The sequence below is a fragment of the Serratia sp. 121840015-1 genome (genome assembly GCF_053627655.1).
This window is the reverse complement of record NZ_JBSEYF010000001.1, coordinates 1128970-1142975: the sequence shown is the minus strand read 5'-3', so window position 1 is coordinate 1142975 and position 14006 is coordinate 1128970. Positions and strand designations below refer to the sequence as shown.

Genomic DNA, 14006 nt, shown 5'->3' with positions numbered 1-14006 from the left:
CTCTCTTTAACCTGTGCTAATAACGAAAGGACGGGCATCATGAACATATTTGACCACTATCGCCAGCGCTACGAAGCTGCCAAGGACGAAGAGTTCACACTGCAGGAATTTCTTACCATTTGCCGGCAAGATCGCAGTGCCTATGCCAACGCGGCCGAACGTCTGCTGATGGCTATCGGTGAACCTGTGATGGTCGACACTGCGCTAGAATCACGCCTGTCGCGCCTGTTCTCCAACCGCGTGATCGCACGCTATCCGGCCTTCGAAGAATTCTACGGCATGGAAGAGGCCATCGAACAGATCGTCTCTTACCTGAAACACGCCGCCCAGGGCCTGGAAGAGAAGAAACAGATCCTGTACCTGCTCGGCCCGGTGGGCGGCGGTAAATCCTCGCTGGCGGAACGCCTGAAGGCGCTGATGCAGCGCGTGCCCATCTATACCCTCAGCGCCAACGGCGAACGCAGCCCGGTCAACGATCATCCGCTGTGCCTGTTCAATCCGCAGGAAGATGCCTCGATCCTGGAAAAAGAGTTCAACATCCCCAGTCGCTATCTCGGCACCATCATGTCGCCGTGGGCGGCCAAGCGCCTGCATGAGTTCGGCGGCGACATCACCAAGTTTAAAGTCGTGAAAGTGCGCCCTTCCATTCTGGAACAGATCGCCATCGCCAAAACCGAACCGGGCGACGAGAACAACCAGGACATCTCTGCGCTGGTCGGTAAAGTGGATATCCGTAAACTGGAGAACCACGCGCAGAACGATCCGGACGCCTACGGGTACTCCGGTGCCCTGTGCCGCGCCAACCAGGGGATAATGGAATTCGTCGAGATGTTCAAAGCACCGATCAAGGTGCTGCACCCGCTGCTGACGGCGACCCAGGAAGGTAACTACAACGGCACCGAGGGCATCTCCGCCCTGCCGTTCAACGGCATTATTCTGGCGCACTCCAACGAATCCGAATGGGTGACCTTCCGTAACAACAAGAACAACGAAGCGTTCCTCGACCGCGTGTACATCGTCAAGGTACCTTACTGCCTGCGCGTGTCGGAAGAGATCAAGATTTACGACAAATTGCTGGACCACAGCGAGCTGACCCACGCGCCCTGCGCGCCGGGCACCCTGGAGACGCTGGCGCGGTTTAGCGTGCTGTCGCGGCTGAAAGAGCCGGAAAACTCGAGCATTTACTCGAAAATGCGCGTGTACGACGGCGAAAGCCTCAAGGATACCGATCCGAAGGCCAAGTCCTATCAGGAGTACCGCGACTACGCCGGGGTTGACGAAGGCATGAACGGCCTCTCCACCCGTTTCGCCTTTAAAATCCTCTCGCGAGTGTTTAACTTCGATCACGCCGAGGTGGCGGCTAACCCGGTGCACCTGTTCTATGTGTTGGAACAGCAGATCGAACGCGAACAGTTCCCGCAGGATTTGGCCGAGAAATACCTGGAGCATCTGAAAGGCTACCTGATCCCGAAATACGCCGAGTTTATCGGCAAGGAGATCCAGACCGCCTATCTGGAATCCTACTCGGAATACGGACAGAACATTTTCGATCGCTACGTGACCTACGCGGACTTCTGGATTCAGGATCAGGAGTATCGCGATCCCGATACCGGTCAGCTGTTCGATCGTGAGTCCCTGAACGCCGAGCTGGAGAAAATTGAAAAGCCGGCCGGGATCAGCAATCCGAAAGATTTCCGTAACGAAATCGTGAACTTCGTGCTGCGTGCCCGCGCCAATAACAACGGCCGTAACCCGAACTGGACCAGCTACGAGAAGCTGCGCACCGTGATCGAGAAGAAAATGTTCTCCAATACCGAAGAACTGTTGCCGGTGATTTCGTTCAACGCCAAAACCTCGACGGACGAGCAGAAAAAACACGACGACTTCGTCGACCGTATGATGGAGAAAGGCTATACCCGTAAGCAGGTGCGCCTGCTGTGTGAATGGTATCTGCGGGTCAGAAAATCCTCATAACGCCTCAGGTAAGCGGCATTATCAGGGCCATGTCCACCGTCATGGACGTTGCAGCGCAGCCCACGGAGGGGCGGCACATTGCGCTGCAGCGACCGGGACATGAAGAGTTGGCAACGTCGTTTGGGGGAAGTATGGCCTATTTCATTGACCGACGGCTGAACGGCAAAAACAAGAGCATGGTGAACCGCCAGCGCTTCTTGCGTCGTTACAAGTCGCAAATCAAACAGTCGATTGCCGAAGCCATCAACAAGCGTTCGGTCACCGACGTAGACAGCGGGGAATCGGTCTCCATCCCCACTGACGATATCAACGAACCGATGTTTCATCAGGGGCGCGGCGGCACGCGCCATCGGGTGCATCCGGGCAACGACCACTTCGTGCAGAACGATCGCGTTGAGCGGCCTCAGGGCGGATCAGGCGGTGGCGGCGGCCAGGGCAACGCCAGCCAGGACGGTGAAGGCCAGGATGAGTTCGTCTTCCAGATTTCCAAAGACGAGTATCTCGATCTTTTGTTCGAAGATCTTGCCCTGCCCAACCTGAAAAAGAACCAGTACAAGCAGTTGACCGAGTTCAAAACCCACCGCGCAGGCTATACCGCCAACGGTGTGCCGGCCAACATCAGCGTCGTGCGATCGCTGCAAAACTCGCTGGCGCGGCGTACCGCCATGACCGCCGGGAAAAGGCGCGCGTTGCACGAACTGGAAGACGAGTTGAACCAGCTGGAAAACACTGAACCGGTGCAGTTGCTGGAAGAGGAGCGGTTGCGCAAGGAGATTGCCGAACTGCGCAAGAAAATCGAAAGCGTGCCGTTCATCGACACCTTCGATCTGCGCTACAAAAACTATGAGCGCCGGCCGGAACCCTCCAGCCAGGCGGTGATGTTCTGCCTGATGGACGTGTCCGGCTCGATGGATCAGGCGACCAAAGATATGGCCAAACGTTTTTACATTCTGCTTTATCTGTTCCTGAGCCGTACCTACAAAAACGTCGAGGTGGTCTATATTCGCCACCACACCCAGGCGAAAGAGGTGGACGAACAGGAGTTCTTCTATTCGCAAGAAACCGGCGGCACCATCGTCTCCAGCGCGCTGAAGCTGATGAACGACGTCGTCGAAGAGCGCTACGACCCGGCGCAATGGAATATCTACGCCGCGCAGGCGTCGGACGGTGACAACTGGGCCGACGATTCACCGCTGTGTCATGAGCTGTTGGCGAAGAAGCTCCTGCCGATGGTGCGTTATTACAGCTATATAGAAATCACTCGTCGCGCTCATCAGACGCTGTGGCGCGAATATGAGGATCTGCAGGCGAAATTCGACAACTTCGCCATGCAGCATATCCGCGAGCCGGACGATATTTATCCGGTATTCCGCGAACTGTTTCGCAAGCAGACCGTATAACCATAAAAACGGCCGGACACATATTCTCCGGCCGTTTTCATACTGAACGAATTTAAATCATATTCAGGATACTTTCGACATCAAATCATAGAACCAATTCGCCGGAATACAACACAGGGCCGGTCGGCTGTTGGTTCGGCGAGCCGCCTAACGGCTCTAGGCTGATGGCAATCGTTGTTCCTTTAACTAAATCAGCATCCGCCAAATAAAACTGACTCATGCCTTTCTCGTTTACAAGGCCAATTGCAACGGGCTTATGCCCAACGGGGATAAGCCATAATTCAAGGCTTTTTCCGACGGGAATAGCGGCCAGGCCTAATGGTGTTATTCGAACAATTTTTCTTTGCCTATCGGAACTCACAACCCACGACACTTGATTCGTTCCGTTCAGCACAACTAGCGGTTTCAGCTCTGGCGTACGCCAATGAAACCACGAACTCAGGCTCAATACGCCGATTCCCGCCGCAACCCCCCATGCAATATAGTTTCGGATATGCCGTCTGGACGAAGAGTATCGAGGCAGATTTAATTCAATTCTTTTCCAAACGCTTTCGGGCGGAGGGACAGGCGTGATACCGATATCCAGCCCTGACCAGATACTTTGCCATTTTCCAACCTGGGAAACTAAAACGCTATCCGTTTTCAGACGGCGCTCAAAATGCAGCCGAGCATTCCCTCTGAGCGTGCCAAGAGCATACTCTGCAGCCAGCATTTCATCACTTTCACGTCTGTTCATAGGCCTAGGCAATCCTTCAGGTGCGATAGCGCACGACGGACCCAGCTTTTAACCGTACCCAGCGGTTGCTGCAACCAATCAGCGATATCCGCGTGCGACATCCCTTGATAATATGCCAAAACAATACTTTGCCGTTGTTCAGAAGTCAGATGCTTCAAACAATCGTTTAACTTTTTAGCCTGCTCCCCATCGTCATCCAAACTTTCATTTTCCGACTGAGGGATTTGGTCACTATATTCTTCTTCCAGTTCGGCATGGCGTCCGTACCGGCTACGCAATCCATCAATACATCGATTCCTTATAATATGAGTAAGCCATGTCATAGGCGAACTCATGGTCGGATCATAATCTCCAGCACGTTGCCATACGGTAAGAAAGCCGTCGATCAGAACCTCTTCTGCCCACTGACGATTACGCAACATGCGTAGCGCAATGGCGAATAAACATGCGGATGTCGAACTGTACAGGCGTTCAAATGCTCGGCGATCGCCATTAGCGATCGCCTTTAAGCACATTATCTGGTTTTCTTTCAACGAGTGATCCATACCATTCCTAAAGCGGGTAAGCTTTGCCCATTTCGAGTATAGGCATTACTTGGGCATTAGCACGGTATCAATAACCTCGATTACACCGTTTTGCTGCCGCACATCATAGGTACTGATGTTGGCGACGTCGCCTTTGGCATCTTTGATCTGAATATTATGCGGGCCGTTATTCATAAACCATAGCGACTGGCCATTGACGGTTTTGAGTTCCGCCCGTCCTCCGCCTTGCTCAATTTTTCTCTCCAGCGCTTTCATGTCATAGTTCCCGGCCACGACGTGATAGGTCAACACGCTGGTCAACAGAGTTTTGTTCTCAGGTTTTAGTAGATTATCCACCGTACCGGCCGGCAATTTGGCGAATGCGGCATTCGTTGGCGCAAAGACCGTATAAGGTCCTTTGCCTTGCAAGGTGTCGACCAAGCCGGCAGCTTTAACCGCCGCGACCAGCGTCGTATGATCTTTTGAATTCAGCGCATTTTGCACAATGTTTTTTGAGGGGTACATCGCAGCCCCCCCAACCATCACGGATGCCGAATCAGCGGCAACGGCCAGGGTTGCGGCGCTGAACAGTAATGAGCCGGTGAAGATAGTGGAGATAAGCGTTTTCATGATTAAGTCCTCAACGTAAGCGGAGCGGAAGTGTCGCTCATTACTGATATACGTATGAGGTGCGCCAAGTGGATGCACGGATGGCAAAAAATAAAGCAAAAGGAACGAGTACCTTTACAAAGATCCCTAACAAATACGTGCTCCGGTGCTGACAGCCACTTTCCATTCTTTCTTCTGAGGTTATTCCTAAACATTCGCCTCAACGCCCGCACGGCTTGATAGGAATATTCCCATTCAGTTATCGTTACCTCATCGCTTAAGTCCTTTCCTAAGCGAAATTTGCCTCATTTTATTTTTCCATGGCTTCTCAGCCCGCCAAGGCGGGCATTTACCTGTCAGCAGGTTAGACATCATGATCGACTACACTCTCTATGGCCTCAACAAGCAAGATGTTGATGAATACCATAAGCAAATATGCTGCCTGCTCGGCAAAAGCGTGCTGCTGGTGCTGACCGCCAACAAGCCGATAACCAAACAGAACCTGCTCGCCTGCCTTATCCAGGAGGTGGAAAAACAGCCCGATGATTATTTTCAGAGACTGCATCGTGCAGCAATAGAAATGATCGGCGTCAACGGGCGTTAAGGCGATATGCGCAAGGCGGAAATCTACGCCATTATTGCCACCCTCGTGGTGTTAATGATGATGTTCATCATTATCCTTGATAGCGATATCACCCCTTATCCTTAATAAGCGCCTATTACGCCGGCTCTTTAGCCCGACGTAATAGACAGTCTGTTGCGGGCTGTCACCTTGATTACCTTTCTGCCCTGGCTTTATTCATAACCGGCCGCTTCGTCAATCAATCCCGCCACCTCTGCGGCATGGGAAACCAGCGAAGCATGACTGGCATCCAGCACCATAACTTTCTTGGCCCGCAGCCGCTGCGCCATGTGCCGCTGATTCTCCGGCGCTATCATGCGATCGTCGCTGGAGAGCTGATACCATGACGGTTTATGTTTCCATGCCGGTTCGCCGATGGTGTTACCGAAGGTATCGGCCAGCGGAGCCTTCTGCGCCACCGCCATCACCAGCGCTTCGTCGGCAGTCAGATCCTGGCAAAAGCTCTCGTGAAACTTGTCGGCTTTGATCCACAGATAGCCGTCGCTGTCCGGGGCCAGATTCGCCACCGCCGCAGGAGGATGCGCTTGCGTAATACCGCCGGGGCTTTCTCCGGCGTCCGGCGCAAAGGCGGCGATGTAGACCAGGCCGACCACATTAGGCAGGTTGCCCATTGCCGTGATCACGGCACCACCGTAAGAGTGCCCCACCAACAATACCGGCCCCGCTTGCTGCGCGACCATCTTGCGCGTGCGTTCCGCATCCTCAGCCAACGAGGTCAGCGGCATTTCCACCGCATGCATCGCCGAATATCCCCTACGCGACAACTCGAGGATGACCTTACTCCAGTGCGCGGCGCCGCCCCAGAATCCGTGTACCAGCACGATAGTGGGTTTTGTGCTCATTGCCGACTCCTTCATCTTAGGGAAGCGCTATAGACAGATGCACTGCAGCCCTTAAGGGGCGCGCCTTGCTACCGGCGACGTCACGCAGTCCTCATTTTTATATAGTCAGGCTAGCGGCGTTCGGCAATAGCTACGACGGGTTAACGCACGCGATTTCCCGGCATCGCCATGGCCTATCCACGCAGCGTGCAAAGCAAAAAACGGGATTAAAACTAGGATTTTTACCCATACCGATCTAAAATCTCGCGCAAAAACAAAGAGAAGTAAATTTAGCTCACCGGGAAAAGGAATGAAGTTGTGAAGGAAATGATCTCCATCGTTTTTATGGCATGCCTGCTGGCGCTGCTGTTTTCGTGGCTGTTCGTCTACGGTCTTAACATTCATTAAACCTGCGGCGGCAATAAATCCCCCTCCCTGGCTGGCAAGCAGCGCATCGGGACGATGCGCTAAAACCGCCCCCCCAAGTGCCCACGAAAGCAAAACCTGACGCCATCCCGCCTTAACCTTTCCGCCCACAGATACATCAATAATATTTACGGATAACAGTCCTATCCCCTTTCTGCGTCCCTCGTCGACTTTTTTCTGACCTGGCGTAGTCCCCCAAACAGAGGGCTTGCCAGACGCAAAATGTTACCGGTAACTATGTTGTTGATTTCTTTTTGTAATAACCGGAAAGCCGTTAATAACCCTACGTTCTTTATAGAAATAAATTATGCATTCTTATGGATAAAGGTATGAATAAACGGCCTTTGGTCATTGATTATCACCCGCCAAGCTCCTAGAATTCGCGCGTAAAAATACAACTGGGATCGGGTTTCATGTCGTCGCTGTGGGTTGCAACGCAATACTGTTATTTTATTGGTCTGTTAGTTTCTATGATTTTCACCTACCTGGTTAGCCGGGACACCGTCAAAATACGCTGTATCAGCGCACTGACCATCGGGTTAACCTGGCCGTTGAGCCTGCCGGTCGTGTTGCTGTTTTCGCTGTTCTAATCCCCCAACAGACCTCGCGGCGGGTTTGGGTTTTTAAACAGCCATGCTAATGAAAAAGGGAAGGCCGCCGGCGTCGCGGATTTTTGGCGTGGGATAAAAAAACGCCAGCGCAAGGCTGGCATGAAAACTGGAAGCAATGTGAGCAATGTCGTGCCGGCTCGGGGGGCACAGAAGGAGACAACCCTTTCCCCTCACCGGCGAAAAGATGATAATACGTCTCATTATTGATTGTAAAGTCATTTCCCTGCGCAACGTTTTCCCTTTGGGAAAATATCAGCCGCGCGGCGCTCGCCAGCACCGATACAACCGCCCCGTCCCCCACACCAGCAGCCACAGAAAAATATTCATCCCCAACCAGAGCATCAGCAAGTAGAAGAAAGTTTGATAACCGGGTATGCCCCGGTCGGCCAAAAACGGGTTGAAGTGCAAAAATTTGACGATCGCGAAGGGGTTAAGATTGAAACGGTTGAACACGGCCGCCGTCAACAGCGGCGGCAACAGCGTGTAAAACGCCAGGCTGAACAGCAGCAGAATCTTAGTGCCCGAAGTGTTTTTATAATCTTTCATATCAATATATTGCGTCTTTCACCATGGTGCAGAAACCGCCAAATAGTCACACGCCAGCCGACCCCGCGCACGAAAAAGAGTTCCAGGCCAGCGCGGAAATAAAGCCGATCCTGTGTTTAATCGTCATTTAGCGCGCGGGTGATATATACCCTGTGAATTTTAAATTACGATGCCGCCGCGCCGTCTTCAACCGCAGCGTTTGCCGGGCATCAATCAGGAGGCATTAATGAAACCGGACGCACTCGCCCTGCCGCCGAGCCCGAAAAAGCTCAAAGTAATCTACGGCTGGTATATTTACGTGATCTATATCCTGCTGGTTTTCAACATTTACATGGCGGTCTACAACGTCTGCGTTCGGCATCCGCTTGAGGCACCCCTGCTGTCGCTGTTTCACAGCCTGTTCCTCGCGCTGATGCTGCAGCAGGTGCTCAAGAAGAACGTCGTTTTCGCTTGGATCTTGCTGAGTTATTTTATCCTGATGCGCCTGTATTACGCCAATGTGCTGCATGTTGAATTCACGCTGGTGAGCCGCGGCCTGGTGCTGCTGATTCTGACGCTGCTGCTTACCGGTGCCGTGGCCGTCGGGCAACTGGCCACGCCCCCGCAGCGGCATGACTGGCTGGCGCGGCTGGGTTGGCGGCAATGGGGCGCGCTCACGGCGCTGGCGGCCATCCTGACCCCGTTGATTACCACTGACTACCTGGGGTAAACACGGCGCTATTTGGGGATATGGGGCTCGGAAATGTCTACGATGCGGCATATTTTGGTGTAGTTGCCCGCCTTCTCACAGATCTTGTCCGTGACAAACACGCTAAGGTAGCCCAGCAGCAGCAAGTAGCCAACCATGCACAGAATAAAGATAAGCGTTCTCACCGATAGCGACCAACCAGACAAGAGTATCCCAAGCATCATAACCTGAACGTGGCGCTTTAAAAGGATTTCATGTGCGCACCGGCCGCATCGGCGCACGTTCTGTAGTAACATTAAGCTACCACGCCAACCACCGGAAACGCCGATGCACCATCTGATGTTAGATATTGAAACCCTGGATATAAAACCCAGCGCCGTCATCCTGGTGGTTGCGGCGGTGTTTTTCGATCCCCGAACCGGGGGGCTGGGCGCCGAATTCGAAGCCGCCGTCAGCAGCCAGAAAGACCAACCGGGCCGTACCATCAGCCTGGATACGGTCGCCTGGTGGGCGAAACAGTCCGATGAAGCGCGCAAGCAGGCCTTCGGCGGCACCGAGAGCCTGAAGCGCGTGCTGAGCAGCCTTAGCCGCTTCATCCATATGAACAGCACCGATACGGTGAAAGTCTGGGGCAACGGCAAAGAGTTCGACTGCGCGATCCTCGAGCACGCCTTCCAGCAGCTGGAAATGCCCTGCCCGTGGAAATTCTGGGATACTCAGGACGTACGCACGGTGATCACGCTGGCGGAACTGCACGGCTTTAACCCGAAAAAGACCCGCCCGTTCGAGGGCATGCCGCATCGCGCGCTGGATGATGCTCGCCACCAGGCCCGCTATGTGGCCGATACCGTCTCGGCGCTCTATTACCGCCAGGGGGCGCAGCGCTGACCCGCTTTGCCCCTTTTCATTTGCCGCCAGAGTCTCTACTCTAGCCCTCTTTGTCACTCGGACGTGCCTTTCCTGTTATGCAAAAGTTTCTGTTTATGCTTCTCAGCCTGGTGCTGCTCGGCCCATTAGGCATCGATCTTTACCTGCCGACCATTCCCGCCATTGCCGTCGGCCTCGGCAGCAGTGAAGCGCTGATCCAATCCACCATATCGCTGTTTATACTGGTGCTCGGCCTCGGCCAGGTCATCGCCGGCCCGCTGGTCGATAACTATGGACGCAAGCCGGTGGCGCTGGCCGGCATTATCCTCTACATGATCGGCGCCGCGATGGCGGCGCTGGCCACCAACCCGACTGTTTTCATCGCTTCGCGTCTGCTGCAAGGGGTGGCGGTTTGCTGCACCGCCGTCGTCGCCTTCAGCGGCGTGCGCGATCGCCTGAATGGCGACGACGCCGCCCGCGCTTTCGGTTTTCTCAACGGCACGCTGAACATCATCCCAGCGCTGGCGCCGCTGCTCGGTGGCCTGCTCGCCGAAGCCTTCGGCTGGCGCGCGCCTTTCTGGTTCCTGGTCGGCTATGCGCTGCTGGTGTTGGCGCTCATCGCGCTGCGCTTGCCGGAAACCCGCCCCGCTGATACCGTGCCGGTCAAAGGGCTGCCGGTGCGCCAATACGCGCGTATCCTCAGCGAACGCCGCTTCCTCTCCTTTGCGGTGGTGAACTCCGGGGCGATGGGCATGGCGCTGACCTACGTTTCTCTGGCACCGAACGTGCTGATGGGTACCGCCGGCCTGACCCCGCTGCAATTCTCGCTGGTGTTCGGCGCCAACGGTTTCTGGATCATGCTGGTGAGCTTCTTCGCCAACCGCATCATCCACAAGGTCGGCCGCCCGGTTTGTCTGGCGACCGGCGGCTTGTTGATGGGGCTGGGCTGTCTGGGCCTGCTGCTGGGCGTCATGCTGTTGCCTGCAACGGCACAAGCGCACTGGCTGGCGTATATGCTGCCGGTCGCCAGCGCCTGCGCTGGATTGGCGTTCGTGATGGGCCCGGCCACCAGCTACGCGCTGGAGCCGTATTCCAATGAGGCCGGCGTCGCGTCCGCGCTGGTCGGTTTCGTGCAGATGGCGGGCGGCGCCGCGCTGGGTTTGGTGGCGATGGCGTTGCCGCTGCAACCCAAGCTCTCGCTGGCGCTGGTGATGCTGGCAGGCTGCCTGCTGGCGCTGCATGCGCGGCGGCTCAGCAAGCAGATTAAAGGGCAGATTAGAAAAGTCGCCTGAGCCGCGGCTCAGGCTTCGGTGACGACCGGCACCCGCGCCGCTAAGGCCGACAGCAGCTCATAGCCTAACGTCCCTGCCGCCGTGGCCACCTCGTCCACCGGCAGGCGTTTCCCCCACAGCTCCACTTCGGCGCCCAGTTCGACTTGCGGACAGGGCGTCAGATCCACCGCCAGCATGTCCATCGATACCGTTCCCAGCGTGCGCGTCAGCACACCATCCACCCATACCGGCGTACCGGTCGGCGCATGGCGCGGATAGCCGTCGGCATAGCCGCAGGCCACCACGCCGATACGCTGCGCGCTGGCGGCGCTGTAACGGCCGCCGTACCCCACGCGATCGCCAGACTTCAGCTGTTGAATACCGATGATCTCGCTGCTCAGCGTCATCGCCGGCTGCAGCCCCGTCGCCGCAACATCATTCCAGCAACCGCTCGGCGAAGCGCCATACAGAATGATCCCAGGGCGGACCCAGCTGCCATGGGTCGAAGGGTGCCACAGCGTAGCGGCCGAGTTGGCCAGGCAGCGCGGCAGCGGTATATCGGTAGCCGCCGTCTCGATAGTGGCCATCTGCTGGGTTACGCCTTCCGGGCCGTCGGCGGTAGCGAAATGGCTCATCAGCGTCAGTTCGGCGATATTGGCAACCGCCTGCGCCCTTTGCCACACCTCGCGCAGCCGCTCAGGTGCAAACCCCAACCGATTCATGCCGCTGTTCACTTTCAGATAAACATTGAGCGGCGCGCTCAGCGTGGCGTCGGCGATCGCCGCCAGCTGCCAGTCGCTGTGCACCGCCGTCGTCAGGCGATAACGATCGAGCAACGCCAGATCCTGCGGCTGGAAGAAACCTTCCAGCAGTAGAATCGGCCCTTGCCAACCCGATTCGCGCAACAGCACCGCTTCGGCCAGATCCAGCATGGCGAAGCCGTCGGTTTGCGCCATGCTGCGCCAAACGTGTTTGATACCGTGGCCATAGGCGTTGGCTTTGACCACCGCCCACACTTTGGCGCCGGGGGCGAAACGGCGCACCACCTGCAGGTTATTTTCAATCGCGCCGAGATGCATCGTGGCGGTTATGGGACGGGGCATCGGTTCTCCTTGGGGCAGCATACAGCGGCCACGCGCGCCTGCGCGTGGCCGGGAAAGTCTATGACAGCGTCGACGATTAACGTGCGGGATGCACGTCGTTCAGCGGAACCGCGTGTTGCTGGCGAAACCCGGCGCTGTAACGCGCCACCGCCAGATCATCGGAAGGGATCGCCGGCGTAATACCGGACATCAGGTCGGACAACAGCTGCCCGGAACCGCAGGCCATCGTCCAGCCCAACGTGCCATGCCCGGTATTGAGATACAGGTTCTTCAGCGAAGTGCGGCCGACAATTGGCGTGCCGTCCGGCGTCATCGGCCGCAGGCCGGTCCAGAACGTCGCGTCCTCCACTCTGCCGCCGTTCGGGTAGAGATCGCGTACCACCATCTCCAGCGTTTCGCGCCGTTTTTGCTCCAGCTGCGTGTTGAAACCGACGATCTCCGCCATGCCGCCAACGCGAATACGCTGGTCGAAGCGCGTGATGGCGATTTTATACGTCTCATCCAATACCGTAGAGAACGGCGCCGCCGCTTCGTCGGTGATAGGAATGGTCAACGAATAGCCCTTCAGCGGGTAAACCGGTATCGACACCAGGCCGCGCAGCAGCGCCGTGGAGTAGGAGCCGAACGCCACCACGTAGCTATCGGCCTTGAACACTTCCTCGCCACACTGCACGCCGGCGATCTTGTCGCCCTCCACCAGCAGACGATCGACGCTGCGGTTGAACAGAAAAGTCACGCCCGCCTGCTCTGCCATCTTCGCCAGCTGTTGCGTAAACAGCTGGCAATCGCCGGTCTCGTCGTTCGGCAGCTGCAGACCACCGGTCAGCTTGTGCGCCACCTGGGCCAGCGCCGGCTCAACGCTGGCGAGCTGGCTGGCCTCCAGCAGCTTGTAAGGCACCCCGGCATCTTCCAATACCGCAATGTCTTTCGCTGCGTTTTCGAACTGTTGTTGGGTGCGGAACAGCTGCAGCGTGCCGCCCTGGCGGCCTTCGTACTGGATGCCGGTTTCCTGCCGCAGCGCCTTGATACAGTCGCGGCTATATTCTGCCAGGCGCACCATGCGGCCTTTGTTGGTCATGTAGTGTTCGGTGTTGCAGTTTTTCAGCATCTGCCACATCCAGTTGAGCTGGAAGCTGCTGCCGTCGAGACGGATCGCCAACGGCGCATGGCGTTGGAACATCCACTTGATGGCCTTCAGCGGCACGCCCGGCGCCGCCCAGGGAGCGGCATAGCCCGGTGAAATCTGCCCGGCGTTCGCCGCGCTGGTTTCCAGTGCAGGACCTGGCTGACGATCGATCACCGTCACCTCATGCCCCGCCTTCGCCAAATACCAGGCACTGGCTACGCCCACCACTCCACTACCTAAAATTACCACTCGCATCGCTGACTCCAGCTCAAGGCTTCACAAAGCATAATCTTCTGCTCACAGGAAATTAACTCAGTGAAAAAATCCGTCCAACAACTTCATCATCAAACGTGACAATATTCACAATTAATTTATCGTCGATGGGTTCTGCATTTGCAATAGCCACCTGAAAATAGCGATAAGATGCGGTTTAAGGGGGGATACGGCGTCAGAGCACCGCTGATTCGATAGCAATGCTAGCAATGATATCAAGAAAAAAAGGCGTGATAAGTAACAATGATTTAACAGAATATAAAAATACCACTCATCACATAATCAGAATAAAAAACCAATAAAATTAAAAAAACCAAAACAACAGACAAAGAGAGGCGTTTCTCCTCGCAGCAGAAAAATCGCGTAAAATTTCAGCGAAAAATTAACC

The 14006-nt window shown here is 55.8% G+C and carries 15 protein-coding genes; 7 read left to right on the top strand and 8 right to left on the bottom strand.

Annotated features, from left to right (window positions below; translation table 11 throughout):
• Positions 1-39 precede the first annotated feature (39 nt).
• Together yeaG and ACUXAC_RS05510 are read left to right on the top strand one after the other, a co-directional pair.
• Positions 40-1974, top strand: coding sequence for a protein kinase YeaG (gene yeaG / locus ACUXAC_RS05515; RefSeq protein WP_004932230.1), 1935 nt, complete (start codon positions 40-42; stop codon positions 1972-1974).
• A gap of 131 nt (positions 1975-2105) precedes the next feature.
• On the top strand, positions 2106-3374 hold the full coding sequence (locus ACUXAC_RS05510) for a YeaH/YhbH family protein (RefSeq protein WP_060423846.1): 1269 nt from the start codon (positions 2106-2108) through the stop codon (positions 3372-3374).
• Between the two features lie 85 nt (positions 3375-3459).
• Here the strand turns inward: ACUXAC_RS05510 and ACUXAC_RS05505 are convergent, their stop codons facing one another.
• The 3 genes from ACUXAC_RS05505 to ACUXAC_RS05495 are packed head-to-tail and all read right to left on the bottom strand — an operon-like array spanning position 3460 to position 5264.
• A complete protein-coding gene (locus ACUXAC_RS05505; RefSeq protein ID WP_454266540.1) occupies positions 3460-4110 on the bottom strand; it encodes an anti-sigma factor in 651 nt (216 codons plus the stop codon).
• Positions 4107-4655, bottom strand: a complete 549-nt coding sequence (locus ACUXAC_RS05500) for an RNA polymerase sigma factor (protein ID WP_141959426.1) — start codon at positions 4653-4655, stop codon at positions 4107-4109. The genes ACUXAC_RS05505 and ACUXAC_RS05500 overlap by 4 nt, the downstream gene beginning before the upstream one ends.
• Positions 4656-4700: 45 nt before the next feature.
• Complete coding sequence (locus ACUXAC_RS05495; protein ID WP_141959428.1) at positions 4701-5264, bottom strand: fasciclin domain-containing protein; 564 nt, start codon at positions 5262-5264, stop codon at positions 4701-4703.
• A gap of 352 nt (positions 5265-5616) precedes the next feature.
• On the opposite strand from ACUXAC_RS05495, the gene ACUXAC_RS05490 reads away from it, so the two are divergent.
• Entirely contained in the window at positions 5617-5847 is a 231-nt protein-coding gene (locus tag ACUXAC_RS05490) for a hypothetical protein (protein ID WP_060423848.1), read from the top strand.
• A gap of 191 nt (positions 5848-6038) precedes the next feature.
• On the opposite strand, the gene ACUXAC_RS05485 is transcribed toward ACUXAC_RS05490, so the two are convergent.
• Together ACUXAC_RS05485 and ACUXAC_RS05480 are read right to left on the bottom strand one after the other, a co-directional pair.
• A complete protein-coding gene (locus ACUXAC_RS05485; protein WP_049201689.1) occupies positions 6039-6728 on the bottom strand; it encodes an alpha/beta hydrolase in 690 nt (229 codons plus the stop codon).
• A gap of 105 nt (positions 6729-6833) precedes the next feature.
• Entirely contained in the window at positions 6834-7244 is a 411-nt protein-coding gene (locus ACUXAC_RS05480; RefSeq protein ID WP_454266539.1) for a hypothetical protein, read from the bottom strand.
• Positions 7245-7546: 302 nt separating this feature from the next.
• On the opposite strand from ACUXAC_RS05480, the gene ACUXAC_RS05475 reads away from it, so the two are divergent.
• Positions 7547-7723, top strand: coding sequence for a GhoT/OrtT family toxin (locus tag ACUXAC_RS05475; protein ID WP_033634815.1), 177 nt, complete (start codon positions 7547-7549; stop codon positions 7721-7723).
• Between the two features lie 273 nt (positions 7724-7996).
• Here ACUXAC_RS05475 and ACUXAC_RS05470 read toward each other — a convergent pair whose 3' ends face one another.
• A complete protein-coding gene (locus ACUXAC_RS05470; RefSeq protein WP_087762700.1) occupies positions 7997-8290 on the bottom strand; it encodes a hypothetical protein in 294 nt (97 codons plus the stop codon).
• A gap of 226 nt (positions 8291-8516) precedes the next feature.
• On the opposite strand from ACUXAC_RS05470, the gene ACUXAC_RS05465 reads away from it, so the two are divergent.
• From ACUXAC_RS05465 to ACUXAC_RS05455, 3 genes are all read left to right on the top strand, one after another.
• On the top strand, positions 8517-8999 hold the full coding sequence (locus ACUXAC_RS05465; RefSeq protein WP_060423854.1) for a hypothetical protein: 483 nt from the start codon (positions 8517-8519) through the stop codon (positions 8997-8999).
• Positions 9000-9305: 306 nt separating this feature from the next.
• The gene (locus ACUXAC_RS05460) at positions 9306-9866 is read left to right on the top strand and encodes a 3'-5' exonuclease (protein ID WP_343180314.1); all 561 of its coding nucleotides are present in this window, start codon (positions 9306-9308) and stop codon (positions 9864-9866) included.
• A gap of 77 nt (positions 9867-9943) precedes the next feature.
• Positions 9944-11137 (top strand): Bcr/CflA family efflux MFS transporter, encoded by a 1194-nt coding sequence (locus ACUXAC_RS05455; protein ID WP_197827002.1) that lies wholly within the window; start codon positions 9944-9946, stop codon positions 11135-11137.
• A gap of 8 nt (positions 11138-11145) precedes the next feature.
• Here the strand turns inward: ACUXAC_RS05455 and dadX are convergent, their stop codons facing one another.
• Both dadX and ACUXAC_RS05445 read right to left on the bottom strand, forming a co-directional pair.
• On the bottom strand, positions 11146-12219 hold the full coding sequence (gene dadX, locus ACUXAC_RS05450; protein WP_454266538.1) for a catabolic alanine racemase DadX: 1074 nt from the start codon (positions 12217-12219) through the stop codon (positions 11146-11148).
• 76 nt (positions 12220-12295) lie between these two features.
• Positions 12296-13600 (bottom strand): D-amino acid dehydrogenase, encoded by a 1305-nt coding sequence (locus ACUXAC_RS05445; RefSeq protein WP_060423866.1) that lies wholly within the window; start codon positions 13598-13600, stop codon positions 12296-12298.
• Positions 13601-14006 lie beyond the last annotated feature (406 nt).